28 protein-coding genes are annotated in these 26,222 nt (G+C 61.4%); 15 read left to right on the top strand and 13 right to left on the bottom strand.

What is annotated here, in order from left to right; genetic code table 11:
* Nucleotides 1-8: 8 nt before the first annotated feature.
* Nucleotides 9-1,970, bottom strand: coding sequence for a threonine--tRNA ligase (thrS, locus tag BLW50_RS26445; protein WP_090707887.1), 1,962 nt, complete (start codon nucleotides 1,968-1,970; stop codon nucleotides 9-11).
* Between the two features lie 92 nt (nucleotides 1,971-2,062).
* Between thrS and BLW50_RS26440 the strand changes: the two genes are divergently transcribed.
* Genes BLW50_RS26440 through BLW50_RS26430 form a run of 3 tightly spaced genes read left to right on the top strand, consistent with a single transcriptional unit; the run spans nucleotide 2,063 to nucleotide 4,609 of the window.
* A complete protein-coding gene (locus tag BLW50_RS26440) occupies nucleotides 2,063-3,055 on the top strand; it encodes a TauD/TfdA dioxygenase family protein (RefSeq protein WP_139267753.1) in 993 nt (330 codons plus the stop codon).
* 50 nt (nucleotides 3,056-3,105) lie between these two features.
* Nucleotides 3,106-3,600: a DUF4286 family protein gene (locus BLW50_RS26435; RefSeq protein WP_139267752.1), complete on the top strand. Its 495-nt coding sequence runs from the start codon at nucleotides 3,106-3,108 to the stop codon at nucleotides 3,598-3,600.
* A gap of 40 nt (nucleotides 3,601-3,640) precedes the next feature.
* Entirely contained in the window at nucleotides 3,641-4,609 is a 969-nt protein-coding gene (locus tag BLW50_RS26430; protein WP_090707879.1) for a Bug family tripartite tricarboxylate transporter substrate binding protein, read from the top strand.
* Nucleotides 4,610-4,625: 16 nt separating this feature from the next.
* On the opposite strand, the gene BLW50_RS26425 is transcribed toward BLW50_RS26430, so the two are convergent.
* Together BLW50_RS26425 and BLW50_RS26420 are read right to left on the bottom strand one after the other, a co-directional pair.
* Nucleotides 4,626-5,573 (bottom strand): LysR substrate-binding domain-containing protein, encoded by a 948-nt coding sequence (locus BLW50_RS26425; RefSeq protein ID WP_090707877.1) that lies wholly within the window; start codon nucleotides 5,571-5,573, stop codon nucleotides 4,626-4,628.
* A gap of 27 nt (nucleotides 5,574-5,600) precedes the next feature.
* A complete protein-coding gene (locus BLW50_RS26420; RefSeq protein ID WP_090707874.1) occupies nucleotides 5,601-6,602 on the bottom strand; it encodes a quinone oxidoreductase family protein in 1,002 nt (333 codons plus the stop codon).
* Nucleotides 6,603-6,845: 243 nt separating this feature from the next.
* Between BLW50_RS26420 and BLW50_RS26415 the strand changes: the two genes are divergently transcribed.
* Nucleotides 6,846-7,400 (top strand): peroxiredoxin, encoded by a 555-nt coding sequence (locus BLW50_RS26415; RefSeq protein ID WP_090709768.1) that lies wholly within the window; start codon nucleotides 6,846-6,848, stop codon nucleotides 7,398-7,400.
* Nucleotides 7,401-7,431: 31 nt separating this feature from the next.
* The gene (locus BLW50_RS26410) at nucleotides 7,432-7,983 is read left to right on the top strand and encodes an alkylhydroperoxidase, AhpD family (protein ID WP_090707871.1); all 552 of its coding nucleotides are present in this window, start codon (nucleotides 7,432-7,434) and stop codon (nucleotides 7,981-7,983) included.
* 139 nt (nucleotides 7,984-8,122) lie between these two features.
* On the opposite strand, the gene BLW50_RS26405 is transcribed toward BLW50_RS26410, so the two are convergent.
* From BLW50_RS26405 to BLW50_RS26395, 3 genes are all read right to left on the bottom strand, one after another.
* A complete protein-coding gene (locus BLW50_RS26405) occupies nucleotides 8,123-9,106 on the bottom strand; it encodes a tripartite tricarboxylate transporter substrate binding protein (protein WP_090707869.1) in 984 nt (327 codons plus the stop codon).
* Between the two features lie 67 nt (nucleotides 9,107-9,173).
* Nucleotides 9,174-10,946: a thiamine pyrophosphate-binding protein gene (locus BLW50_RS26400; RefSeq protein ID WP_244544409.1), complete on the bottom strand. Its 1,773-nt coding sequence runs from the start codon at nucleotides 10,944-10,946 to the stop codon at nucleotides 9,174-9,176.
* Nucleotides 10,947-11,035: 89 nt separating this feature from the next.
* Complete coding sequence (locus tag BLW50_RS26395) at nucleotides 11,036-11,995, bottom strand: Bug family tripartite tricarboxylate transporter substrate binding protein (protein ID WP_090707864.1); 960 nt, start codon at nucleotides 11,993-11,995, stop codon at nucleotides 11,036-11,038.
* 240 nt (nucleotides 11,996-12,235) lie between these two features.
* On the opposite strand from BLW50_RS26395, the gene BLW50_RS26390 reads away from it, so the two are divergent.
* From BLW50_RS26390 to BLW50_RS26380, 3 genes are all read left to right on the top strand, one after another.
* The gene (locus BLW50_RS26390) at nucleotides 12,236-13,783 is read left to right on the top strand and encodes a UbiD family decarboxylase (RefSeq protein WP_090707861.1); all 1,548 of its coding nucleotides are present in this window, start codon (nucleotides 12,236-12,238) and stop codon (nucleotides 13,781-13,783) included.
* A gap of 169 nt (nucleotides 13,784-13,952) precedes the next feature.
* Entirely contained in the window at nucleotides 13,953-14,771 is an 819-nt protein-coding gene (locus tag BLW50_RS26385) for a hypothetical protein (RefSeq protein ID WP_090707858.1), read from the top strand.
* A gap of 130 nt (nucleotides 14,772-14,901) precedes the next feature.
* A complete protein-coding gene (locus BLW50_RS26380) occupies nucleotides 14,902-15,375 on the top strand; it encodes a DinB family protein (RefSeq protein WP_090709766.1) in 474 nt (157 codons plus the stop codon).
* Between the two features lie 3 nt (nucleotides 15,376-15,378).
* Here the strand turns inward: BLW50_RS26380 and yidD are convergent, their stop codons facing one another.
* A complete protein-coding gene (gene yidD, locus BLW50_RS26375) occupies nucleotides 15,379-15,681 on the bottom strand; it encodes a membrane protein insertion efficiency factor YidD (protein WP_090707853.1) in 303 nt (100 codons plus the stop codon).
* 19 nt (nucleotides 15,682-15,700) lie between these two features.
* The gene (locus BLW50_RS26370; protein ID WP_090707850.1) at nucleotides 15,701-16,168 is read right to left on the bottom strand and encodes an iron-sulfur cluster assembly scaffold protein; all 468 of its coding nucleotides are present in this window, start codon (nucleotides 16,166-16,168) and stop codon (nucleotides 15,701-15,703) included.
* A gap of 251 nt (nucleotides 16,169-16,419) precedes the next feature.
* Here BLW50_RS26370 and folE point away from each other — a divergent pair, with 251 nt between their 5' ends.
* Complete coding sequence (folE, locus tag BLW50_RS26365) at nucleotides 16,420-17,073, top strand: GTP cyclohydrolase I FolE (protein ID WP_090707848.1); 654 nt, start codon at nucleotides 16,420-16,422, stop codon at nucleotides 17,071-17,073.
* Nucleotides 17,074-17,291: 218 nt separating this feature from the next.
* Here folE and BLW50_RS26360 read toward each other — a convergent pair whose 3' ends face one another.
* Entirely contained in the window at nucleotides 17,292-18,116 is an 825-nt protein-coding gene (locus tag BLW50_RS26360; RefSeq protein WP_090707845.1) for an MBL fold metallo-hydrolase, read from the bottom strand.
* Between the two features lie 47 nt (nucleotides 18,117-18,163).
* Between BLW50_RS26360 and hisI the strand changes: the two genes are divergently transcribed.
* A complete protein-coding gene (gene hisI / locus BLW50_RS26355) occupies nucleotides 18,164-18,553 on the top strand; it encodes a phosphoribosyl-AMP cyclohydrolase (protein ID WP_090709764.1) in 390 nt (129 codons plus the stop codon).
* Between the two features lie 174 nt (nucleotides 18,554-18,727).
* Entirely contained in the window at nucleotides 18,728-19,684 is a 957-nt protein-coding gene (locus BLW50_RS26350) for a patatin-like phospholipase family protein (protein WP_244544497.1), read from the top strand.
* A gap of 4 nt (nucleotides 19,685-19,688) precedes the next feature.
* On the opposite strand, the gene ybaK is transcribed toward BLW50_RS26350, so the two are convergent.
* A complete protein-coding gene (ybaK, locus tag BLW50_RS26345; RefSeq protein ID WP_090707840.1) occupies nucleotides 19,689-20,162 on the bottom strand; it encodes a Cys-tRNA(Pro) deacylase in 474 nt (157 codons plus the stop codon).
* Nucleotides 20,163-20,188: 26 nt separating this feature from the next.
* A complete protein-coding gene (locus tag BLW50_RS26340) occupies nucleotides 20,189-20,995 on the bottom strand; it encodes a rhomboid family intramembrane serine protease (protein WP_090707838.1) in 807 nt (268 codons plus the stop codon).
* Between BLW50_RS26340 and BLW50_RS31320 the strand changes: the two genes are divergently transcribed.
* Nucleotides 20,928-22,064, top strand: a complete 1,137-nt coding sequence (locus BLW50_RS31320; RefSeq protein WP_090707835.1) for a PAS domain-containing protein — start codon at nucleotides 20,928-20,930, stop codon at nucleotides 22,062-22,064. The genes BLW50_RS26340 and BLW50_RS31320 overlap by 68 nt on opposite strands.
* A 134-nt stretch (nucleotides 22,065-22,198) precedes the next feature.
* Nucleotides 22,199-22,822, top strand: a complete 624-nt coding sequence (locus BLW50_RS26330) for a PilZ domain-containing protein (protein ID WP_090707833.1) — start codon at nucleotides 22,199-22,201, stop codon at nucleotides 22,820-22,822.
* A 76-nt stretch (nucleotides 22,823-22,898) separates the two neighbouring features.
* Here BLW50_RS26330 and BLW50_RS26325 read toward each other — a convergent pair whose 3' ends face one another.
* Nucleotides 22,899-24,077 carry an ABC transporter substrate-binding protein gene (locus BLW50_RS26325; protein ID WP_090707830.1) on the bottom strand — a complete coding sequence of 393 codons (1,179 nt, stop codon included), beginning with the start codon at nucleotides 24,075-24,077 and terminating at the stop codon, nucleotides 22,899-22,901.
* 224 nt (nucleotides 24,078-24,301) lie between these two features.
* Between BLW50_RS26325 and BLW50_RS26320 the strand changes: the two genes are divergently transcribed.
* Both BLW50_RS26320 and BLW50_RS26315 read left to right on the top strand, forming a co-directional pair.
* Entirely contained in the window at nucleotides 24,302-24,847 is a 546-nt protein-coding gene (locus BLW50_RS26320) for a hypothetical protein (RefSeq protein ID WP_090707827.1), read from the top strand.
* Nucleotides 24,848-24,900: 53 nt separating this feature from the next.
* Nucleotides 24,901-25,485 (top strand): helix-turn-helix domain-containing protein, encoded by a 585-nt coding sequence (locus BLW50_RS26315; protein ID WP_090707825.1) that lies wholly within the window; start codon nucleotides 24,901-24,903, stop codon nucleotides 25,483-25,485.
* Here the strand turns inward: BLW50_RS26315 and BLW50_RS26310 are convergent.
* Entirely contained in the window at nucleotides 25,482-26,177 is a 696-nt protein-coding gene (locus BLW50_RS26310) for an HAD family hydrolase (protein ID WP_090707823.1), read from the bottom strand. The genes BLW50_RS26315 and BLW50_RS26310 overlap by 4 nt on opposite strands.
* Between the last annotated feature and the right edge of the window lie 45 nt (nucleotides 26,178-26,222).

Genomic DNA, 26,222 nt, shown 5'->3' with positions numbered 1-26,222 from the left:
CTAACTGATCAATCATCCCCCCGGCGCACGTCCGGCGGAATAGCTTCGTCGACGAGCATAGCAAGCGCCTCGTCGAGGGACATCGACACCTGCTGCTGCGAACCCAACCGGCGGATCGACACGGTGCGCTCGGCGGCTTCCTTGCGGCCGGCGACCAGCATGACTGGGATTTTCGCCAGCGAATGCTCGCGCACCTTGTAGTTGATCTTCTCGTTGCGCAGATCGGGATCGACACGCAGGCCGCGCTTGCGCGCCAGCGCCGTCACTTCCATGGCGTAATCGTCGGCTTCCTGGGTGATCGTCGCGACGACGATCTGGGTCGGCGACAGCCACAGCGGCAGATGCCCGGCGTGATGCTCGATCAGAATGCCGGTGAAGCGTTCGAGCGAGCCGCAGATCGCCCTATGCACCATGACCGGCGGCGTCTTCTCGCCATTGGCGGCGATATAGAAGGCGCCGAACCGCTCCGGCAGATTAAAGTCGACTTGGGTCGTGCCGCACTGCCAATCGCGACCGATGGCATCGCGCAACACATATTCGAACTTCGGCCCGTAGAACGCGCCTTCGCCCGGATTGAGCGCCGTCGTCACGATATTGCCGTGGCGCGCCTTGATCTCATCAAGCACGCGCATCATCACGCCTTCGGCATGATCCCACATCGCATCGGTGCCGACGCGCTTCTCCGGCCGGGTCGACAGCTTCACCACGATCTTATCGAAGCCAAAATCGCGATAGACCGACAGGATCAGATCGTTGATCTTCAAGCACTCTTCAGCGAGCTGTTCTTCCGTGCAGAAGATATGCGCATCGTCCTGGGTGAAGGCGCGCACGCGCATGACGCCATGCAGAGCGCCTGACGGCTCGTAGCGATGCACGATGCCGAACTCGGCGAGCCGCATCGGCAATTCGCGATAGGAGCGCAGGCCATGCTTGAAAATCTGCACATGGCCAGGGCAGTTCATGGGTTTGAGCGCATAAATGCGCTCGTCGTCGGCGTCGTCACCGGCCGGCTTCGCCATGAACATCGCTTCGCGATACCAGCCCCAATGGCCGGAGGTTTCCCAAAGCGACTTGTCGAGCACCTGCGGCGCGTTGACCTCAGCATAATCGACGGCGAGGCGGCGGCGCATATAAGCCATCAGGGTCTGGAACAGCGTCCAGCCCTTGGGATGCCAGAAGATCGCGCCCGGCCCTTCCTCCTGAAAATGGAACAGGTCCATCTCACGGGCCAGGCGGCGATGGTCGCGGCGCTCGGCCTCTTCGAGCTGATGCAGATAAGTGTCGAGGTCTTCCTGCTTGGCGAAGGCCGTACCGTAGATGCGGCTGAGCATCGGCTTGGTCGAATCGCCACGCCAATAAGCGCCCGCCACCTTCATCAGCTTGAAGGCCGCGCCGATCTTGCCGGTCGAGGTCATGTGCGGACCACGGCACAGATCGAGCCAGTCGCCCTGCTTGTAAATCTTCAGATCCTGATCCGCCGGAATGGCGCCGACCAGCTCCACCTTGAACGCCTCACCCTTCTCTTCAAAGAAGCTGATCGCCTTATCGCGACTCCAGACCTCCTTGGTGAAGGGCGCGTCGCGCGCGATGATCTCGCGCATCTTCTTTTCGATGGCGACGAAATCTTCCGGCGTGAACGGCTGGTTGCGGGCGAAATCGTAATAGAAGCCGTTCTCGATGACCGGACCGATGGTCACCTGCGTGCCAGGCCACAGGCTCTGCACGGCTTCGGCAAGCACATGGGCGCAGTCGTGCCGGATCAGCTCCAGCGCGCGCGGATCGTCCCGGTTGATGAATTCGAGCTTCACATCCTTGGTTAAAGGATCGGCCAGATCGGTGACCGTGCCATCGACAGCCATGGCCACGGTGCGCTTGGCCAGCGAGGGCGAAATGCCCTTGGCGATGTCGAAGCCAGTGATGCCGGGGGAGAATTGGCGCTGCGCGCCGTCGGGAAAAGTGACGGAAATCATATCGTCTCCTGGGCTCAATCGCCGAAACGAGCCGGCGTAAGCGATGCGGGGAAGCCGGATATAGTCAGAACCCGGCGGCGAGGCAAGAAAAGTTGCAGCAATTGCCGCCTGAGCAAGCCCCGCTCACCATGCCTACAAGGCATCGTTTCATCGCAAATAAGTCTTTGAACGCATATCAGGCGCTAACTAGTTTGGCCTCATCCACTGCGCACGTTTTCAAGAGGCCCCCTCAAATGTCCGAGACCATCGACATCGTCGTCAACCCGCTCTCCGCCCATACAGGCGCGGAGATTCTCAACGTCGACCTGAGCCGCCCGGTCGACGCCGCCCTACGCCAGAAATTGAACGACGCTTTTATCAAGCACACCGTGCTCGCCATTCGCGGCCAGAAACTCGACCCGCATCAATTCCTCGCCGCCGCGCAGGTGTTTGGCACCATTTTCCCGCAGCACAACACGCGCTTTTCCGTGCCCGAATGTCCCGATATCCATTACATCTCGAACCAGGACACCTTCGAGGATGGTAAGGTCTACATCCCCGGCGAAGGCTATCACACCGACCATTCCAACGATGCGCAGCCGCCCAAGGCGACCGTTTTGCATGCAGTGAAGCTGCCGAAGACCGGCGGCGACACCCAATTCGTCAATATGTACGAGGCCTATGACGCCCTGTCGCAAACGATGAAAGCCCGCATCGACAAGATGCAGGCGGTCCATGTTTATCAAAGCTCATTCAGCACCCGGAAACTGATGGCGCTGAAGGACGAAACCAAAACCAAAGCAACTGCAGAAGTCATCCATCCGCTGGTGCGCACGCATCCGATCAGCGGCCGCAAGGCACTCTACATTAATCCTATCCGCATCGAGCGCATCATTGGCATCGAGCGCGAGGAAACGGCGCCCCTGCTCGACGACCTACTCGAACATGCGACCCAGGATCGCTTTCAATATCGTCACAAGTGGCTCGAAGGCGACATGGTCATATGGGACAATCGCTGCCTGATGCACAAGGCCAACGGCGACTATCCAGTCGCGGAAGTGCGTTACCTGTATCGCCTCATGCTCCAGGGCGGGACGCCCGCGTGACCGGTGCATCGCAAAGGTCGCACCTGTGCATGATCCGCGGCGATGCGGACATGTCGGGTGCAAACAGCGGCGCTGACGCATTCGTGCGCAGCGCCGAAAGTGTCGATTCCGCCCAACGGCTTTTATGGATCGAGAGTGCCACGGCGCAATCCATCGCCATACCGGGCACGCAAGAGACCGGCACACAGGAGATCAGCATTTTTGCTTTGGCCCGTGACGTCGGCGACGGCGGCGCAACCGCAGCGTCTTTCCTTTATTTGGTGCAGACCGACATCCCCGACGACATCGTCGCTGAATACACCCAGTGGTACGATGTCGAACATCTGCCGCGTCTGGTAACGGTGCCCGGTATCCTGCGCGCCCGCCGCTACGAAGCCGTCAACGCCAAGCCGCGTTACCTGACCGCCTACGACCTGTCCGACGTCAGCGCCTTCGAAAGCCCGCAAGGGCTCGTCGCACGCAAGACACCTTGGACCGAGCGCATGCGTTCGAAGTTCATGAACGCCCGGCGCTCGACCTGGCGCATCACCCATTCTCATCAATGATAGCCGCCCACGCGGCCCAAAAAATACTAGGGAGACGATAATGGCCCACCTTCGATTTTTCGCCACGCGTGCCGGCGCAATCCTGGCCGCGGCGCTCGCGGTCACCACGGCCCGCGCGCAGCCCGCCCTACCATCCGGCCCCGTGACGATCATTGTTCCTTTCACGCCCGGCGGCGCCAACGACGTCACAGCCCGCTTGCTGGCACCGGAGCTTTCGAAAGCAATCGACCGCAGTGTCGTGGTCGAAAACAAGCCGGGCGCCGGCGGCAATGTCGGCGTCGGTTTCGTCGCGCGCGCCAAGCCCGATGGCTCGACCTTGCTGATCAGCTCGGCTTCAAGTCACCTCTTCGCTTATCTGGCGAAGGCCGATCCCACTTACGATCCGCGCACCTCTTTTGCCGCCATCGGCATTCTCAACGATGTGCCGCTGGTCCTCAGCGCTTGGCCGGGGCTAGAGGTCAAAACGGTAACGGATCTCCTTAAAATCAAGAAGGAGCTCTTCTTTGGCTCCAGTGGCACCGGCAGCAGCCCGCACTTCGCCGGAGAACTCTTCGCCGCGCGCACCGGCATGAAGATCACCCATGTGCCCTATCAAGGTGGCGTCCAAGCCCTCAACGATCTGATGACGGGCCGCATTGAGCTGGCTTGGCTCACCCTTCCCTCCGCGCTCGCGCAAGCGAAGGCCGGCACGATCCTCAATCTCGGCGTCTCCTCGGATCACCGCGCCGCCAGTGAGCCTGATCTCAAGACCGTGCAGGAACAGGGCGTGGTCGACTATTCCGTTGGTTCTTGGACCGGCCTGTTCGCACCGGCGCAGACCCCGCCGGAGCTCGTCGCCTATCTCGGTGGCATCCTCGAAAAACTGTCGCGCAACGAGGCGTTCCAGGCGCATATGCGCAAGGTCGGCACCGAACCCTTGTATCTCGGCCCAGCGGAAACCGACGCCTTCGTGCGCGAGGAATTCGACCGCTGGATTCCAATCGTCCAGAAAATCGCAGCGGCGAAATAATCAGCTCTTGTGCGGCTTAACTCTTGCGTGGCTTGGCGACAGGCGCCGCCAGGGCGCGCTTGATGGCACTCGCCGTCCATTTCGGCGAGGCCATCTGGATGAAATCGGTGATATAGGACCGCAAATAAAGATCGCGGCGCAATGATACGTCAACGGTCGTCGCCGCGAACAGATGCGTCGCATCGGTCGCATGCAACCGCGTTTTGCCCGCGATACACATGGTCGGCACGATGCCAACCCCCAGTCCATGTTCGACATAGGCGCGAATAACGTCTGAATCCTCGGCCTGCACGATGGGCCGCAGATCGATACCGGCTTTCTGGACCGCATCAGCGATCATGCGTCCACCGACCGAACGCGGATTGTAGCCAATGAAGGGGTAATGCGTCAGATCGACGAGGCTGAGGTTCTTCTTCGCCGCCAGAGGATGCTGACGCAGCATGATGGCGCTGCGCTTGATCACCTCGCCCTTCAGCGTCGCCACTTCGGCCGATGACCGGCCAGCCTGCGCGTCCCCCGTGCTGATCCCCAGATCGGCTTCGCCATCTTGCACGAGGCGCGGCAAATCCTTCTGATCGGCCTGGATCAAGAGCAACTCGACCTTCGGATGCTTTTCACGCAGACGGGCAAAAGGATCGAGCAATGTATAGCGCGCATGCAGATGGCTCGTGGCGACGATCAAACGTCCTTCGCCACCGCCACGTGCATCCTGCGCGATATCGGAGATCGTTTCGATCTGACGCAGGATGCGTTCAGCCTGTTGCAGCACAGCGCGTCCGCCGGTGGTGAAACCGACGATACGATTCTTCTTGCGCATCAACAGCTCGATGCCGATCTCGGCCTCCAAGGCCTTGATCTGGCGGCTGACATTCGGCTGCGATGTCCTCAAAGCGCCAGAGGCGGCCGAAATATTCAGGCCGGCTCTGGAAATCTCCCGCAGCAAACGCAATTGCTGCAATGTCATCGCACTCTCCTCAAATCATGCCGACTGTCATGGCAATAGCACGACAGGCCCCGCATGGGCGGCGCTTTCAGCGTCGCGATGGGCGATCGCCGCATCCTGCAGCGGATAGGTACGCGTCGCCACGGTCTTCAGCACGCCCAGGCCGACTAGCTCAAACAGATCCGCCATCAAAGCGCGGAAGCGCACCGGATCGCCGAGGAAATAATGCACCCCGGGGCGCCACAGATTGAGCGTGCCCTTCAGCGACAGGTCGAGAATATCGATGGGCGGCACATGGCCCGAAGCATTGCCATAGTTGACCAGGGTGCCAAACGGCGCCGTGCAATCCATCGACGGAACGAACGTGTCCTTGCCGACCCCATCGAGCACCGCCGTCACCCCTTGCGGCACGATCGCCTTCACCGCCTGAACGAAGTCCGTCTGCCGATAGAGGATCGTGTGATCGCAGCCATGGGCCTTGGCGATCTCCGCCTTGTCCGCACTGCCAACCGTGCCGATCACCGTTGCGCCATGATGCTTGCACCATTGCACCAGGATGAGGCCGACACCGCTCGCCGCCGCATGGATCAGCACCGTGTCGTCGGGCTTTGGCCGATAGATCTTGTTGATGATGTTGGAGGCGGTGAGCCCCTTGAGCATGAGCGAGGCCGCCTGCACGTCCGAAATGTTGTCGGGAATCGGCGCCAGCCGCGCGGCGAAGACATTGCGCTCCTGCGCATAGGAGCCGGTGTTTTGAAAGAAGCTCGCGCCCATGCCGACATAGCCGACCCGGTCGCCGACCCGCCACTCCGTGACATCGGGGCCGAGTTCGGTCACCACCGCCGCCGCCTCATTGCCCAGGATGATCGGCATCGGCAGCGGCTCTTTCTGATAGAAGCCGCCGCGCCGGACGTTGATATCGGAAAAATTCAGCGCCACGGCGGTGTGGCGCACCCGCACCTCACCCGGCCCCGGTGGCGGCAATTCGATCTCCTCGAAGCGCATGACTTCGGGCCCGCCATGGCCGTGAATACGGATCGCTTTGGTCACTCCCTATCTCCTTTTTTCGTTTCGGATTGCGTCTCTACCGACCCCATAAGTAGCTGATTCAAAATAGAATCAATCTAATTATAGAGAATATCTATCGTTCTTTTAGGCACAATCGATTGGAACGATGCCTCATAAATTCCTATCTTGAGCATGTCCGGAAGCCAAGGGCGCCCGAAAGGGCACGTCCAGGTCGACGTTGACACCATCGCGGCCAAACCGCTCCCAAACAAGAAAGAGAGATACATGCTCGGCATCGGCTCGAAATTGCCCGCTTTTGACATCACCGGCGTGAAGCCCGGGTTCAACAACCATGAAGAAAAGGGTGTCAGCGCCTTCGAAGCCCTTACCCAGGACAGCTTCGCCGGCAAGTGGAAGATCATCTTCTTCTATCCCAAGGACTTCACCTTCGTCTGCCCGACGGAGATCGCCGAATTCGCCCGCCTCGGCAAGGAATTCGCTGACCGTGACGCCGTCGTCCTCGGCGGCTCGACCGACAACGAATTCGTCAAGCTCGCCTGGCGCCGTGACCACAAGGACCTGAAGAGCCTGCCGATCTGGCAGTTCGCCGACACCAAGGGTTCGCTGGTCGATGGTCTCGGCGTGCGCGCCGAAGACGGCACCTGCCACCGCTACACCTTCATCGTCGATCCGCACAACGTCATCCAGCACGTCTATGCGACGGCCTCGAGCGTCGGCCGCGCGCCGAAGGACACGCTGCGCGTTCTCGACGCCCTGCAGACCGACGAGCTGTGCGCCTGTAACCGCGAAGTCGGCGGCGAAACCTTGAAGGCTGCTTAATTCGGCAGCCTAATTCGGAAGGAAGTGCATCATGAGCATCGAAGCTCTGAAGGCCCGTATTCCTGATTTCGCCAAGGATGTCCGCCTCAACCTCTCGTCGCTGGCCAGCGACGAGAGCCTCGGTCAGCAGACCAAATGGGGTCTGCTGCTGGCGGTGGCGATCTCGACGCGAAACGCCGAAGTGGCACGCGCCATCGGCGCGGAAGCAGCATCGCTGCTTTCGCCCGAAGCCGCTCAGGCGGCCCGCGCCGCGGCGTCGATCATGGCGATGAACAATGTCTACTATCGCTTTGTTCATCTCGCTTCGAACAAGGAATACGGCACGTTGCCGGCAAAGCTGCGCATGAACGTCATCGGCAATCCGGGTGTTCCGAAGACTGATTTTGAACTGTGGTCGCTGGCGGTCTCCGCCATCAACGGCTGCGGCATGTGCATCGATGCCCATGAGAAAGTGCTGCGCGACCATGGCGTCGAAGCGGTGACAGTGCAGACAGCGGTGCGTTATGCCGCCATCCTGCAATCGGTCGCTGTCGCTATCGAAGCCGGCGACGCTGAAACTCAGGCGCTCGAACAAGCGGCCTGACCGGTAGCATCTTGCAAGAACAGGAACTCCCGGACTCATGTCCGGGAGTTTTTGTTTTGAGCGAGACGCTTCAATAAAACCCTCAGTATCGTCCCGGACATGCGCAGCGTGATCCGGGATGACACCCGCCTTTGCAAGCTTATTCCGCAGCGAGCGGCAGCTTTCCAGCTTCCGACAGCTTGCGATATTTCTCGCTCTGCGAGCGCACCGTCGCCATCAGCACATCAGGATTCCCCGGATAGGGATCGGCGGCGGCATTGCGCAGAAAGGCCTCTGTCTCAGGCATTTTAACAATCGTGTTGAGCAGACCTTCGAGCTTGTCGCGAATATCCTGCGGCGTCCCTGCCGGCGCGAAGATCGCGAACCAGGGCGTCATGTCGAAATCAGCCACGCCTTGCTCCTGCATGGTCGGCACCTCAGGCGCTAGCGAAATGCGCTGCGGTGACGTGACGGCGAGCATGCGCACCTGGCCGCGTTCCGCCGGTCCTTTGACGCCGGTGGAATCCATGAAGAAGAAATCGAGATCGCCGGCGGCAAGCTCGGTCGCCGCCATCGTCGAAGCTTTATAAAGCACACGTTGCGCGCTCACGCCGATCGCATCGAGATAGATTTCCGCCGACGCCAAGGAGATCGACGTCGGCGCGCCATAACGTGACCGCGCGCCTTTCGCCTTCAGGCTTTTCGTCAAATCGGCGACGCTATGGATATCCGACTTGCCGGGCACGACCAGCACGAAGGCAGCTCGCGCCAATGTCGTGATCGGCACGAAGTCGGACAGTTTAAACCCGAGATTCTTGTAGAGGTAGAAATTGCCCGTCAGTGGGTTGCTGGTGGAAAACAACAGCGTGTAGCCATCGGGCTTGGCCGAAGCCACCGCCTGCGTCGCCAGATTGCCGCCGGCACCCGGCCGGTTTTCGACGACCACGGTCTGATTGGTCGCCTTGGCGAGCTGATCGGCGAAATAGCGACAGAGCAGGTCAGCCCCGCCGCCGGCTGCAAGGCCGATCAGGATGCGCACCGGTCTCGTGGGATAATCTTTGGAAAAAGAGTCTTGCGCAACAACCGGCACCGCCGTGCCGATGAAAAGCGCGCACACAAGAAAGCGCCGAAGCCACGACGTCATTCTTCCCTCCCTCGATTATTTTTATCAGAAACGAGGCGCGCCCTCCCGGCGCGCCTCGTTCTTAGTTTTAAGCGTAACCCGGAACCACGCGCACGTCGATCAATACGACACCGCCGGCCTCAACAGCCGCGATGGCCTTGGGTAGAGCCGCTTCGAGATCGCCGATGGTGCGCACCGGCCCGATGCCAGTCGCGCCCTGACCCGAGGCGATCTGCGCCAGGTCGATATCCGGATCGATCATCTTCTGGCCGATCCATTTGTTTTCCGGCGGACGGGTGCGCGTATGCGCAACGCGCTCCTGGTGCAATTCATCGTTGTAGAACGAGGAATTGTTGGAAACGACGATCAGCAGCGGAATGCGGTAATGCACCGCCGTCCAAAGCACCGTCGCGCCCATCAGGAAGTCGCCATCGCCCACCACCGCGACCGGGAAACGGCCGGTGCCACGCAGCGCCAGCGCTTCGCCGACAGCCAGGCCAGGGCCAGCCGCAAGACCACCACCGCCCGCGCCGCCGAAATAGCCCAGCGGATGATTGATCGGCCACCAGCTCTCGTGCCAGGCGATCGTCGTGTGCAGCAGGGAGATGTCGCGCTTGCCGAGGCTCTTGTGGACGGCCAAGGCCAGATCGCGCACCAGCGGCTGTTCGTTCGCCGCGCGCAGCGCCAGCTCCCGCTTCGGACGCACTTCCTTCGGCCAGGCGTCCTTCTTGCCCGGGCCAACCGCCTTCAGCAGCGCTGCAACCGTCAGGTCCGTCTCGGCCGAGATGAACAGATCGACCGGCGGCAGCATCTGATGATCCATGCTCCAGCCGTTGTGGATGCGATGGTCGAGCGACACATGGACGATCTTGCCGCCCGGCGCACCACCTTCAACACACGACAGCAGGAAGCCGCCGAGATCGACCGCATCGAACGCCAGGATCAGATCCGCCTCGCGGATCATCGTCGCGATATGCTTCTCGGCCTGCACATGGGAACAGCCGGCGTGCAGCGGATGGTCCGTCGGGAAGGCGGCGCAAGATTTCAGATCGGTGATGACAGGCGCGCCCAGGCGTTCAGCCAAAGCGACGCGATTGTCCCACGCGGCCTGCGCACGCGACGTGCGACCATAGAAGATCACAGGCTTCTTGGCGCCATCGATCAACGCCTTGAGCTGCGCCACCAAGCCTTCGCCCGGCGCCACTTCTACCGGCGGTCCATAGCGCTTGAGATCGATCGGCGGCAGATCCTTCGCCAGCGGATCTTCCTGCAGGCCGACATCGAGATTGACATAGACGGGGCCCTTTGGCGTCGTCTCGGCAATCCAGTGGGCCCGCACGATGGACTCGCGCGCCGCTGTCGGCGAACCCGGCTGATCGTCCCACTTCACATAATTGCGGATGAGCGCGCCTTGGTCGCGGGAGGTATGGATCCATTCGATCCATGGACGGCGGCGGGCGGCATCGAGATAGCCGGTCGCGCCCATGATGAGGATGGGCATGCGATCGCACCAGGCGTTGAAGATCGCCATCGAGGCATGCATCAAGCCGACATTGGAGTGGACGGCGCAGGCCATCGCCTTGTCGGTCACCTTGGCCCAGCCCTGGGCAATGTGGACCGCGTGCTCCTCGTGCAGGCACAGCAGCATCTGCGGCTTGGTGTTGCCGAGATAGTTGACAATCGAATCGTGCAGGCCGCGATAGCTGGCACCAGGATTGAGCGCGATATAGGGAATATCGAGATCGCGGAGGGTTTCGGCGACCACGTCGCTGCCGAAGCTGGCCTTCGGCGCCAGCGGCCCCTTGGGATCCTCGATCCGCGTCACGTTATGGCCTGCGCCGGGGGGCATTTTATCGTCCACACTTTCCTCCCATCAATTATGCTGGGCGCCCGCAGGCGCGAAATCCGGTGCGGCATTCAGGCGATGCCGCACCAATAATCCATTGCAGCCTATTGTGCCTCGATCTTGGCAAGATCGATCAGCTTACGCCATTTTTCGATCTGCCCATCCCAATAGGCGTCGATTTTGTCGGGCGACAAGGTAAAGGGTACGGACGCGGCCGTTGCAAGGAATTTGGCCGTATCCGGTTCTTCCACGGCTTGCTGCATCCAACCGCGTAATTTATCGACGATCGGTTTCGGAGTCTTCGCAGGCGCGGCCAAGGCCATCCAGCCGGTCAGCTCATAGTCCTTCACGCCCGCTTCATCCATCGAGGGAATGTCAGGCGCAAAAGACATGCGCTGCGGCAAGGTTACGGCCAAAGCCCTGATCTGACCGCCCGCCACCTGTCCCATGCCGAAAGGCGCATCGATGAACATGAAATCAAGCACGCCATTGCCCAATTCGCGTGCACCATCCTGTGTCGTTTTATAGGGCACGTTCAGGGTTTCGAGCCCCACCATCGACTTGTAGAGCTCGCCCACCGCCATACCCGTGGAACTACCTGAGCCGTACTGAGCCTTGTCGCCCTTCTTCTTCAGCAAATCAGTCAGTTCGGCCACGGTCTTGGCCGGGCTCTTGGGATTGACCGCCAACAGGAAGCCATACTGGCTGCCTGGCGAGATCATCGTGAAATCCCGACGGGCATCGTAGTTCAGCTTTTTGTAGAGGAACATATTGGCCGAATAGACCGAGCTCGGCGCCCACATCAGCGTGTAGCCATCGGGCGTCGCGCGCGCGACTTCCTGAGCGGCGATATTGCCATTGGCGCCCGGTTTATTGAGGACAATGATCGTCTGCCCCGACAGCCGCTGCAATTTGGCCGCGAAAAAACGGCCTGGAATATCAACGCCGCCACCTGGCGGATAACCCATGACCAGCGAAATCGTCTTCGTCGGATAGTCTTGTGCCTGAGCCGGCACCACGACCATCGCCGCCAGACAGATTGCTACCGCACAACGGAATGCCATTCCCCATTTCCTCCAAATTTTTCCGGGCGGATTGCCCCCGCCTTTGCCGCCTTCTAGCGCAGGCAATGGGAATATGGCTATGGCCGGCCACAAATTTTCTTCGGCGGCGAAGGACGACCACGTGAAATATGTTGCACCCAAACGCGATCCGCTTCACAACCCGCATCGTTTCAGATGTAGTCTCGACGGCATCTCATCTTTAAAAATGACGCGCGGCCAGAGCCGCGGGCGGAGGAAACGATGACAATTCTGCAGAAGGCCGGGACCGCGGTCGATCTCGAACGATACAGTCTACGCCGGTTTCTCAAAGAGATCGAAGCGCTCGGCGAATTGGAAACCCATGACGAGCCGGTCGATCTCGCCGATCTCGCCAAACATTTCGAAGGGTCGCCGAAAGCGGTCTATTTCCGCAAGGCTGGCCCCGAGGGCGCCGAGCTGATCGGCAATGTCACCGCCAGCCGCGCCCGCATCGCCCGCGCCTTCAACACGACGCCCGACAAACTGCTGCATGAAATCCTGCGCCGGCTCGACAACCGGCCGCAGATGATCGAGGTCAGCCGCGCCGAGGCGCCGGTGCAACAGGTGGTCCTGACCGGCGACCAGGCCGATCTCACCAGCCTGCCGGCGCATCTGCAACACGGCCTCGACGGCGCCCCCTATATTTCCGCCGGCGTCGATATCGTGCGCGACCCCGCCACCGGCCTCACCAATGTCGGCATGCGCCGCCTGATGCTGCGTGGACGCCAGGAAGCCGGCGTCGATCTGCTGTCGCCGAGCGATCTCAAGGCGATCTATGAGGCCAGCGCCCGCCGCAATCAGAAACTGCCGATCGCCTTTGTCCTTGGTTCCCATCCGGTCGATCATGTCTCGGCCGTCATGCGCCTGCCGATCGACGAGGTCGGCATCATGGCCTCGCTGCGCGATGGCCCGATGCCTCTGGTCAAATGCGTCACCAACGATCTGATGGTGCCAGCCGACGCCGAAATGATCCTCGAGGGCTATATCGACGAACGCGGCCATGTGGAGCCGGAAGGCCCCTATGGCGAGTTCCTCGGCTATTACGGCGAACTGAAAATGAATCCGGTCTTCCATCTGACCGCGATCACCAAGCGCAGCGACGCTCTGTTCCAGACGTCGACCATCGGCGGCCGGACGATGGATTGCACCGATACCTCGCAGCTCAATGCGACTCGCGCCGAAGTAACCCTGTGGCGAGCGCTGCAGACAGCGGTGCGCGAGCCGGTGGACATCAATGTGCTGACCGCCTCCGGCGGCGGCCTGCATGTGCGCGTGTCGATCCGCCAGCGCGTGCCAGGCGAAGCGCGCAATGCCATTGCCGCAGTCTTCGGTTCGGTCTCCAATGCCAAACATGTCTGGGTCGTCGATCCCGATATCGACATTCGCTCCGATGGTCAGGTCGATTGGGCTATGGCGACCCGCTTTCAGGCGGATCGCGACCTGGTCGTCCAATCGGGCTTCCGCGCCATTCCGCTCGACCCCTCGCTGAGCGGCGCGCGGACCGGCGCCAAGGCGGGCTTCGACTGCACCCTGCCCTTCGCCCAGACGCTCGCCGGGCCGCCGCTGATTCCAGAACCGCCCCGTTATGGCGGCAAGCGGTTCGCCAGCGTCGAAGCCGCTATCGAGGATGGCCCGAAATTCTTCGAGGACCTGATGGCCGCCACCGGCAGCCGCGACGGCCGCGAGATCGTGCTCGTCCTGGAAAAGCTGCGCCTCGCCGGCAAGGTCGGCCGCGACAAGGAAGGCCGCTGGGTCCCCCGCAAGGCCTGAGTGCACAGGAACCGAACCGCCGGAACCGGTTTTGCCGCAATATTGACATTGCCCGGCGGTTCGTTACGCCCTTGAGTTGAGGGTCCCCAGAGCGGGGTGCGAAAGGAGCGACCGGCTTTTCGCAGCACGCCCGCTCTCACCACGAGAATCGGTCCATCGGAACAGGCGCATGCATATCCTGCGTATCGTCCTGCTCGTCATCGCTCTGGTCGCCAGCGCTTTCCTAAGCTGGCGATTCTTCGACGGCGCGCTGCATTACCAGGACGAGGCAAGTCGTATTGAAATGAAGCCGGAAGCGGACCGGCTTTCCGATGCGCAAGTGGCTGAAGAACGGACCGCGATCACCGGCCTGCTGGCGCAGACGCCTGAGTTCGCCTCCTATTTCGAGGCCATGCGCGCCGCCTATCCTTCCGATCACACGCGGATCCTCAATACTTTCGCCGAGCGCGCTGTCCGTGGCCACCGCACCGGCACGCCCGACTTTTATTTAACCGAGGCCACACGGGCCCTGCGTCACAGCCGCGGCATATTGGCGGCCAAGGCGTCGGACGCCGCCCTGCAAAACGTCTTCGATCGACAATTCGACGTGATCAGCGCCATGGAAGCAGCAGACCCGCAAACCTGCACCGACTTTCTACATGGCGGCGCGGCCTCCGGCTTTTTCGATTTCGCCCAGGCCAATCGCCCGCTGATGGCGAAACTGGCGCAAGCCAGCCTCGATGCCATGATCGATGGCCAAAAAAGCACCGACAAGCGCGAGGCGCCTGGCGACAGCGATTTCCGCACCCTGGAAGAGGCACTGCGCGCCCGTGGTCTTGGCACGCCGGAGATAGAATCGCTGCTCGACGCACGCACGCCCGACCCGCCGCTGCCCGATGCCGCCATGTGCCATGCCGGACGCGTCTATCTTGAGACTTTGCGCGACTTGCCAGAGGATCTCAGACTGCGCATCTATGCGCTGGCGATCGAATTACAGGCACGCAGCTGAAGCAAATTGCGCCTGGACAGAAGCGCGATTTTGCCTTGGATGTTTGACGCGCCTTTATGATGCTGGCCTCGGCCAACTGCAAAAGATTTAGGGGAGAAACGAAGTGATCGACAAAGACTATGTGATCACCATGGCCAAATACAATTCATGGCAGAACAAGAGCCTTTATGATGCGGCCGCGACCCTATCCGACGACGAACGGCGCAAGGCCCGTGGCGCTTTCTTCGGCTCCATCCACACCACATTCAATCATCTGCTCTGGGCCGATCGCACCTGGCTCGACCGCTTTCTCGGCGAGGGAGCCTTTCAGATGGGCCCCAAAGATGGCCTTGCCATGCACGAGAACTTCGACGAACTGACCGACATGCGCCGCGCCACCGATGCGAAAATCGAACGCTGGGCGGAGGCACTCGATCAAGGCTGGCTCAGCGGCGATCTGTCCTGGCATTCGGTGCTGCTGAAGAAAGACATCTCGATGTCGAAGCAACATCTGGTCGCCAATTTCTTCAATCACGAGACCCATCATCGCGGCCAGGTGCATGCCATGCTGACCATGGCCGGCGCTAAGCCGGAAGACACCGATCTCTTGCTGCTGCGGATCTAGTCTTCAATCAGGCCGCACTTCGTCGCAACGCAGCGGCCCGCGCCATTGGCCATAGCGCCAGGGCCGCTGCCAGGCGGCGCCATCAGGCAAAGTCTCTGGAACCGGATCATAACCCGCCGTGCCGCCTGGCCGGCAGCGGCAGATGCGCGCCAACCCCATCCAGCCACCAGGCCAGAAGCCATGTTTCTGGATGGCTTCGTCGGTGAACTCGGAACAGCTCGGCAAGTGCCGACAGTTGCGCCCAACCAATGACGACAGCGTGAGCTGATAGGTGCGGATCAGGACGTGAGCAGCTGGACGCAGCATGATCTGCTCCGCTTCAATCTCAACCCTGCACAGCAGCGACGGGCGTAGCGCCGGTTGACTGCGCCTCGATCGCATCAAGCGCCTTCACCACCGCATCGAACGTCAGCAGGGTCGAGGCATGGCGGGCCTTGTAGTCGCGCACCGGTTCCAGCACGGCGATGTCAGCCCATTTGCCGTCACGCGGCGGCTCGCCATTCTCTTTGAGCATCTTGCGCACGGTCTCGCGCAACGCCCGCAATTCCTGTGGCGTCGAGCCGATGATATTGCGCGCCATGATCGACGACGACGCCTGGCCGAGCGCACACGCCTTCACGTCATGGGCGAAGTTGGACACATGCCCATCGTCTAGATCGAGATCGATCGTCACTGTCGATCCACAGAGCTTGGAATGGGCAGTGGCACTGGCTTGGGGATGATCGAGACGCCCCTGACGGGGAATGTCAGCAGCCAGTTCCAGAATGCGCTTGTTGTAGACCTCATTGAGCATGGTCAGTGTGTCCGGATGACGCGCCCCGTCAAAAACAACGGAACGGCCATCGAAAAAAGGAGTTCAGGGTCTATATAATTGCGCGGACGCCCCTGTTTCAAGGCTTGAAGCACGGACCGGTGATGTAAAATACTGAAATACTTGTCGCTTCCTTCGTTGCCGCATAGAAAGGAACGAAACGAGCAAAAAGGCTAGTAGTCCCCATATGGCATCCTGACTAGGATGCCCCGTCAACTCACCTAGGAGGCACCATGGACGCCGTGGTTAAGACCTCGACCCGTCAGCCAATCGAGGAACGTCATACCTCACCGGCCGAAGCGTCGACCAAGCATACTCTGCGCCCCACACGCGAAGAGGCCGAAGAGGCCGTTCGAACGTTGCTGCGCTGGGTCGGCGAAAATCCAGGCCGCGAAGGCCTGATCGACACGCCCAAGCGCGTCGTCAAAGCCTATGAGGAATTCTTCCAAGGCTACAATCAAGATCCCGACGAGGTTCTCGACAAGGTCTTCGAAGAGGTCGATGGCTACGACGATATGGTGCTGGTGCGCGACATTCCGTTCTCGTCGCACTGCGAACACCACATGGTGCCCTTCATCGGCACCGCCCATGTCGCCTATTATCCCAATGGTGGCGTGGTCGGCCTGTCGAAACTGGCGCGCATCGTCGATGTCTTCGCGCGCCGTTTGCAGACGCAGGAGACGATGACGGCGCAGATCGCCGACGCGCTCGAACAATCGCTGAAGCCGTTCGGCGTCGCCGTGCTGGTCGATGCCGAGCATATGTGCATGTCGCTGCGCGGCGTGCGCAAGGCTGGATCATCGACCGTGACGAGCCGCTTCACCGGCCGCTTCCGCGATCCCGCTGAGCAGGCGCGTTTCTTCACCATGGTGCGTGGCGCACGCTGACGAACTGTTGAGAACCTGGGTGTTATCCCCGACAGCCGCACAGCGGCTGAGCGGGGATCCAGTGCAAGCGGTAGAATGCTGTTTAAGGCAAGGCATAAGATGATGTGCGGCGATCACACAACGCTTTACCACTAGCCCTGGATACCCGCTCACCCGCTACGCGGGTGTCGGGTATGACACCGTAAATGCGAAACGCGCCTTGCATTCACCGGCATCCATCAACGCCCCGGCAGAACCAGAACCTTGGTGCGGATCGGCAACATTGGCCGGCTCAGCAGAACCGTCGGCGTTGGCGAGACCTCGACGGGATATTGCTCGCGCGCCAGATCGAGAAACCGATTCAAGGTCGACTGACTGAAGAAGTGCATCGGGATGACAAGCTGCGGTGAGATCTGCTGCACCACTTTGAGCATCTGCGCCGGCGTCAATGTATAGCTGCCATCCACCGGCACCAGAGCCACATCGACCCGGCCGATCTGCTTGATGTGCTCGTCGGTCAATTCATGATGCAGATGACCGAGATGAGCGACGCAAATCTGCGAGGCCTCGAAGACGAAAATGGAATTGCCGGCGAAGTCGGTGCCGCCCTGCCAGTCGCGAATATTGGTGACGATGTTGCGAATGCGCATGTCGCCGATGGTCTCATCATGCGTGGCGGGCCCGCCCTCCGGCTTCCAGCCGCGCAAGACGTGGCGAATGCCGGGATCGGGACGATTGGTGTAGTGGGTCGAATGCGCCCGGTTCATGGTGACGACGTTCGGGATCAACGACGGCTTGACGTAATCGTTGTAGTCGGTGGCGACGGTGAGGCCAGCCGGCGTTTCCATGAGGAAGGTCGCGTGCCCGACAAAGGTCAGCGCCAACTCATCGCTGTTCACGACCGCTGGGGTGATCCGCGCCGCCCCTTGCGAGACGAGGCGCGGACAGCCTTCAGCCTGAGGCTCGCCCGGGGCTTGAGCCAGAGCCGTTGGCACTTGCACCAACCACAGCATCGCAAGCGCAACGGCACCCCACAGGCAGGTACGCCCCACAACCATTTCCATCCAGCCGTCCCCACATGCTAGAAGCCGCAACTTATTCAGAGGCCATCATGACCGACCACCCATCCAAACACGACATAGAAGAAGGCACAGCCTTCACACCGAAATTTGATCGCGATGGCCTCATCACCTGCGTCACCACAGAAGTGCACACGGGCGAAATCCTGATGGTCGCCTGGATGAATGCCGAGGCGCTGCGGCTGACCTTGGAGACCTCCATCGCCCATTACTGGTCGCGATCGCGCCAAAGCCTGTGGCGCAAGGGCGATACGTCAGGCCAAGTGCAAACCGTGGTTGAAATGCGCACCGATTGCGACCAGGACACGATCCTGCTGAAGGTCGAAGTCGCCGGCGATGGCCATGCCTGCCACACCGGCCGCCACTCCTGCTTCTACCGCAAGGTGCTGCCGGGCACCGACATGCGACTGGAATTCACGTAGTGAAACCATATGTGACGGGTTCAGCCGGTTCTTGACCGTCTCGTTAAATCTTTAGCCGAACTTTTGCCTTACGGTGACGGTCTGGCTATTGGGGCAAATTCCTTGGGGCAAGTCCCTTGGAGTGACTGAAACAGCGAAGTTCGTGTCATGCGCCTGTTCGGTTCCATAATCCCGATGAAGAATGCCGACGAGAGCGGCCCCCTCCCGGCAGCGCCACCTGTCGCACCCCGGCGTAAGATCGGCCTGGCGCTCGGTGCCGGCGGCGCCCGTGGCTGGTCGCATATCGGGGTATTACAAGAACTTGAGGCTAACGGCCTGCAACCGGATGTGATCGCTGGCGCCTCCATCGGCTCGGTCGCTGGCGGTTGCTGGGCCGGCGGGCGGCTGGCCGAATTGGAGGATTTTGCCCGGTCGTTGAATAAACGCCGGGTATTTAGCCTGCTCGACGTCTCCCTCTCCGGGGCCGGCCTGATCTCCGGCAATCGGCTGCGCTCCCGGCTCGACGCCGCCCTGGGCCAGGTGAAGATCGAGGACTTGCCGAAAAAATTTCTCGCCGTCGCCACCGAAATGGGCACCGGGCACGAAATCTGGCTGCAACGCGGCCCGCTGGTCGATGCCATGCGCGCGTCCTATGCCCTGCCCGGCATTTTCGAACCGGTTTCGATCGGCGGCCGCTGGCTGTTCGACGGCGCGCTGGTCAATCCGGTGCCGGTGACGGCCTGCCGGGCGCTCGGCGCCGATTTCGTCATCTCGGTCAATCTGATCGCCGACACCCGCCTGCGCCCGACCGTGGTCCGCGACGATATCTTCGTCGAAGATACCTCCGTCGAAACCGCGCCGACGCCGGCCCGTAAGCGCTATGGCCTGTTCCGCAGCCATTTCGATCGCAATGCCGCGGGCGCGCCGGGCCTGGCCACCGCCGTGGTCGATGCCTTCAACATCACCCAGGACCGCATCACCCGCGCCAGGCTTGCTGGCGACCCGCCGGACGCCACCATCGGCGCGAAACTCGGCCGCATCGGCTTTTTCGATTTTCACCGCGCCGACGAGATGATCGCGCTCGGCCGCGAAGCCGCCCGCAAGGCGATACCGGAAATCCGCGAGGAAATGGAACTGCGCGCGCCGGTGTGACGGCTTACGCTATGATCGCCGCCGCCGTGGCGCTCAGCACTGACAGAATGTCATGCGGCCGCAACTTGATCTGCAATCCGCGCTGGCCACCGTTGACGAAGACGAGGTCATGACCCAGCGCCTGCGCCTCCACGACGGTCTTCACCTTGCGCATCTGGCCGAATGGACTGATCCCGCCAACCTTGTAGCCGGTGAGGCGCTCCGCATCGGCGGGCTTCATCATCTGCCCCGATTTGCCGCCGACCGCCGCGGCCAGCTTCTTCATCGAAACTTCGTGATCGGACGGGAGGATGACGCAGACCGGCTGAGCGTCGATCTGTGCCATCAGCGTTTTCAGCACCTGATCGGCAGGCACACCCAATGCCTCCGCCGCCTGCAAGCCAATGCGGTCGGCGTTCGGATCATAGTCATAGGTGTGGAGCGTGAAGGCGATCCCGGCCTTGTCGAGCATCTGGGTCGCGCGCGTTGTTTTCGCCATGATGATTAGGTTCGATGGTTGTTCGACTAGGGGGCCCGTTCACCCTGCGGATAAAACCACGGATCAAACAGGCTGAAGAAGAAAAAGCCGGTGATGAAACCACCGATATGCGCTTCCCAGGCGATCCCGGTTTCCGTGATGCCAAATGGCACCGCCAACAGGCCGACGACCAGATTGATGGCGAACCAGATGGCGATGAACTGCAGAATGCGCAGGTTCTTCCAACTGTCGGCGAGCCGCACAGCCGGCACGCGCACGGCGTCCTCGGCTTGAATCGTAAATGTATCGGCTGGCCCCAACGCACCGCCAGGCTGGAAGATGAAACGGCAGGCAGCGCCCATCGCCGCTGAAACGCCGGCGGAAGCCCCGACCAGCGGAATGAATTGCACCGGATGCAAAACATAATAGGTGAGCGCACCAAGCGCCGTGCCAACCAGGAACAGCGCCAGGAACCGCGCCGGGCCGAGCCGCTGCGCCACCGGCGCGCCAAAGGCCACCAGCCACAGGCAGTTCATGCCCACATGCATCCAGTCGGCATGGAGGAAGCCATAGGTCACAAGCGTCCATGGTTGCAGACTGCCGTCACCCAAAAGATAGCGCGCCACGGCCAGCTGCGACCCATCCGTATCGGAGGCCAGGTCGGTCAAAGCTGTCGCCACCGCATCCGGATCGAAAGTGAAAGTCATGCGGCCGGCGACATAAGCGAAGGTGCGGAACACCCAGCCATCGTCATCGATCGTCAGCCCATAGACACGCACCGCGTGGATGGCGAGGAACACGACGACGAGAGCCAGCACGACGCCAGGAAGATTGAAAACTTTTTCACGCTGCACGTCGGTGGTCGCCCATTGGTCAAACTGCACTCTTCAGATAGCGCAGTGGCGCCGGAAAATCCCGCCGACAAACCGTAATGCCGTGAAAATGAACAAAAAGGGAGCCCCTGACGGGGCTCCCTGGTCTAGTCCACCGCCACCGGAGCCTGTGGCGGCTAACTTCCAATCTCGATTGCCGGATGGAGCACGGCAATCGCGGAAGCCCTTGAACTCAGAAATGCGTCGGAACGGCCACGTCGGCCGACAGGCAGAGTATGGGTCCGCCCCTCAGGAGCGACAACCGACAAACATTTTTAACCTTAATTTAAGCCCCGCCGCCGGCCCTGCCCGTTTACGATCAGCCACTTGGCCATCCGCTTGCCATCCACCTGGCCATCCCTGGCACGACCTTCGCTCCCCAGCCCTGAAGCAGGCGGCAAAAAGAGCCGGAACGTCTCAAATCCGGACAGACTGTCTCACTGGGGTACTTATGAAACAGACGGCGACGCGCGAGCTCTTCAGTTATTGGAATGAATTACGACAAGAGCGTGCCGCGCCTGGTCGGCTTGAGCTTGACCCTACGGCCATTCGTGGCGCGCTCCCGAGCACATTCATGCTGGAGGTCGACCCGCCCCGTTCCTACCCCTTGCGGATCGCCGGATCGCGGATCAGCGCGCTTTTTCGCCGCGAAGTGCTGGGCGAAACCTTCACCGGGCTCTGGCACCGGGATGATCAGCCGACCATCGAGCGCCTGCTGAGCACGGTTCTCGACGAAACCGTACCGGCCGTTATCGGCGTGACCGCGGCCCCTGCCCAGCGGGCGCTGGTCGAGCTGGAAATGCTCATTCTGCCCCTGCGCCACGAGGGGAAGACCCACGCCCGGCTCCTCGGCGCCCTCACGCCGACCGCCATTCCCTCCTGGCTTGGCCTGATTGGCGTCGAATCTCTACGGATCGCGACCTCCCGCTTCATCGTCGATGAAACCACGCCGCCGATCGCCACGGGCATGGGCAACCCCAGCCCGCCCATCGCCCAAGCTTATCAAACGCGCCGTCATGGCCATCTGCTTGTCCTCGAAGGCGGCCGTTAAGATTCAATTGAATCGGGATCGAAAGCGAAAAATTAACGCCGACATAGAAATAACAGAGCTGCCCGAATCCGTTTGACGGGGTCGAAACTGTTTCGGCCTTAGGCTGACGGGGTTCACAAAAAGGTAGCCCCATCATGTCGTGGTCCAAAGCCACGCTGCAAAGAGTCGCCCGAGCCGATGAGTTCCAGGATCGCCGCCGCCACCAGCGGGTCAAGGTGAGTATCCAGGGGCGCTATATGCTCGCCGATCATCAGGAATACCCCTGCCAGACCCTCGACATGTCGCCAGGGGGTGTCGCTTTGCTTGCCCCGGTCTCAGGACCGATCGGTTCGCGGGTCGTCATCTATCTCGATCACATCGGCCGGTTGGAAGGCCAGCTCGTGCGCAACATCGAGAACGGCTTCGCCGCTCAGCTGCGCGTCTCGCCGCGCAAACGCGACAAGCTCGCCGACCAACTCACCTGGATGGCCAACCGCCATCTGCTCGGTTTGCCTGAAGACCGCCGCCACGAGCGCATCGAACCGGTCACCAAGCGCGCCCTGCTGAAATTGCCCGATGGCACGGAGACCATCGTCCGCTTGATCGACGTGTCGATTTCCGGCGCCGCGCTCGAAACCGCCCTGCGCCCAGCCCTCGGGACCCATGTCACCGTGGGACGCACGGAGGGCGTGATCGTCCGTCATTTCGCCGAAGGCATCGCCATCGAATTCCTCAAGGAACTGCCGATCGAACGTTTCGATCCAGGCATTCGGTTATAACCCCGGCTGATCAGATCAGCCGGCAACGAAAAACGGCGGCCGATCGGCCGCCGTTTCTGTTTTCGTATCCGCCAGATTATTTCGCCGGACGGGTCGGATCCTTCACATTCGGGATCGTCGCGATTTCCACATTGTAGAGTTCGCCGTCGGCCGCCTTCTCTGTGCGCCGCACATAGATGTTCTGGATCAGATCGCGCGTCTCGCCATCGAGCTTCACCGGGCCACGCGGGCTCTCGAACTCAAGGCCGACCATCGCCTTCACCAACGCATCGCCATCGCCCTTGCCGCCGGTCTTCTTCAGCGCTTCGTAGATCATGTGCATGCCGTCATAGCCGGTGACCGCGACGAAATTCGGCCGGCGATTGTAGGCTTTCTTATAGGCTTCGACGAAAGCCTTGTTGGCGGCACTGTCATGGGCCGCCGAATAGTTGTGTGCCGAAATGGTGCCCAGCGCGATATCGCCAGCAGCGTTGACGATGTCGTCCTCGACGATCGAGCCTTCCGTATAGACCTTGATGCCGGACTGAGCGAGGCCGCGCTCCGACGCCTGCTTCATGAAGGCCGTGCCAACGCCGCCTGACGGCACGAAGACGAACAGCGCATCGGGCTTCAGATCGATGATCTTTTGCAGGAAGGGCGAGAATTCAGGATTGGCCAGCGGCACACGCAGTTTCGCCAACACCTGGCCACCGCGCTTTTCGAAGCCTTGCGTGATCAGCGTCTCGTAATCCTGGCCCGGACCATAATCCGACACCAGGGTCACGATCGACTTGGCGCCTTGCTGCTGGATCCATTCGCCGAACGGCACGCCAACCTGCGCCACCGACAACATCGAGCGCACGATATAGGGCGAACGATCGGGAATGATCGAGGTCGCGCCAAGCATGACGACCATCGGCGTCTTGCTCTGCGTCGCGATCGGCGCGGTGGCGAGAGCGCCCGGCGTCAATGTGAAGCCGGCGAGGAAATTCACTTTGTCGTTGACGACAAGTTCCTGCGCCAAGCGGCGCGTCGTATCGGCGACACCGGTGTCATCCTTGACGATCAACTCGATCTTGCGGCCAGCGACCGTGTCGCCGTGCAATTGCATATAGAGCCGCACGCCAGCTTCCATCTGCCGGCCAACGGCAGCGAACGGACCCGTCTGCGACGAGATCATGCCGATCTTGATCGGCGGCTCACCCTGCGCCTGAGCCTGCGGCCCGGCAAATACCAGCGCTGCCGTAGCGGCGGCCAACACAACTCCCCACTTCATTTATTCGCCCTCGTCGTTTCCAATAGAAAGGCACTATGCCATGGCGCACCCCTAGAGCCAACGTGCACCGATGTCTCGGTCTATTTCGACGAAGACCACGGCCATGGCGTAGACTGGTGCCCATGCGCGTCCGATTCGCCATGATTACCCTTGTCTGTTTGGCCGCTCTATCGTGGGCAGGATACCTCATCCTGGCTTCACACTTCGGACAGAGCACGCCACGCATGGTCGAGGTCTCGCTCGGACAATCGCGGTTGCGCCTCGAGCCCGCCTATATCCGCCACGTTGAAGACAAGGGCGGCGGACCGATGAACGAACTGGCGCTTGCGGCGCGTTTCGACAGCTTCCGGCCCGCTCCGCCAACCGCACCATTGCAGCCCGACATGATCCAGGCGGACGGAGACATTCTCATTCTGCTGCTGCGTCCAGCCGATCCCGCCCTCGACCCGGCCGATCGCACCGCCAAGCTCTATGCCCGCTTTCTCGAGCGCGACACCTGGGGCCATCCCGGCGGTCTGGTCATGCGCCGCTTCGCCACCAAGAGTCCCTATGCAGACGAGGAACTTTATATCGCCCAACCGGACGGCCGCCGCTTCGCCGCCCGCTGCATGCGCCCGCAGCAGGCCCATGACGGACTGCCCGACACCTGTATCGCCGATCTGCGGATCGACGCGATCGACGTCAACATTCGCTTCTCGCCCGATCTGCTGACCGATTGGGAGAAGATCGTTCAAGGGGTACAGGGCCTGGTGCTCAGCATGACGCGCTGAATGCCGACACAGTCGTCGCTCGACAATTTTTCGCCGCGCCACCATGCGAAGTCATGACCATGATCGCCGCCAATATTCCCGTACCTCTCCTGCCTTTGCCCCATCTGGGCGCCATGCTGCGCCGCTGGCGCCGCCTGCATCGCGTCAAGCAGGCGGACCTGGCCGAACGCCTCGGGGTCGTCCAAAGCACCATTTCGCGCTGGGAAGCCGGCACGCAGCAGATCGAGGCTGTGGAATGCGCCCGCATCGAGGCGCTGCTCGGTGCCCGGCTCGACACGGCGGCGGATCAGATGCTGGCGACCTTGGTGAATGAAAATCCACGCCAAATGCACTTAGTCTGCGATCTGACGCACCGCCTGCTCGCCTGTTCGGCAAGCCGGAGCCAACAATTTCAGTTGGCCGCGACCGAGCTGATCGGCCGCTCGCTGTGGCCCTATGCGACGGAACAGGTTGTCGCGGCCGAAACAGCGCTGGCCAACAGCGACTGGCGCGAGAGCCCGCTGGCGATGCCGATCGAATTTCACACCGGCGACAATGGCTCGGCTGTCGTGCCGATCCGCCCGAGCCTATGCCGCTGGACGCGCCTGGTCCTGTCCGATGGCACCGCCACCCGGCTCGTGGAAACGCTAGCAGCCTAACCGAGCGTATCGATCCAACCAGGCAGTTCGGCAAGGCGCGTCAATTGCCGGAAGCGCTGATGCTCGCCAGGCCCAGCCGCGCGTTCATGGTGCCACACCAGCGCATGCGGAATGAAGGCAGCCCAGGCGCCGGCCTCAAGCGCCGGCAAGATGTCGGAGCGCATGGAATCGCCAGCCATGATCACGCGGTGCGGCGCCACATCATAGCGCGCGAACAGACGCCGGAATGTCTCGGCTGTCTTGTCGCTGACGATTTCGATGCCGCTGAACCGATCGCCCAAGCCAGAAGCGGCGAGCTTGGTTTCCTGATGCAAGAGATCGCCCTTCGTCACCAGGACGAGGCGGCCACGCTCCGCCAATGCATCCAGCGTGTTCTCGATATCGTCGAACAACTCAACCGGATGCGCCAGCAGCGCACGGCCCGCTTCCAGAATCTCCATCACGACCTTGGCCGGCAGATCTTCGCCGCCCAATTCCAAGGCCATCTCGATCATCGACAGGGTAAAGCCCTTGGCGCCATAGCCATAGAGCTTGAGATTGCGCGCTTCGCAGCTATTGAGCTTTTCGCGGGCGACATTGGCTTCGGCGAAGGGGCGCAACAGCGCCAGCAGCGCCGCTTCGGTCGCATCGAAGTGGCGCATATTGTGCCAAAGCGTATCGTCGGCATCGAGACAGATCAGATCAACGGACATGGCGCGGTTCTATCATCCGCTCCCTGCATCAAGCCACGCATAGTT

This window comes from Beijerinckia sp. 28-YEA-48, assembly GCF_900104955.1.
In the GTDB taxonomy this organism is placed as follows: domain Bacteria; phylum Pseudomonadota; class Alphaproteobacteria; order Rhizobiales; family Beijerinckiaceae; genus Terripilifer.
Note: the sequence above shows the minus strand (reverse complement) of the source record. Positions and strands in the feature narration are given on the sequence as shown.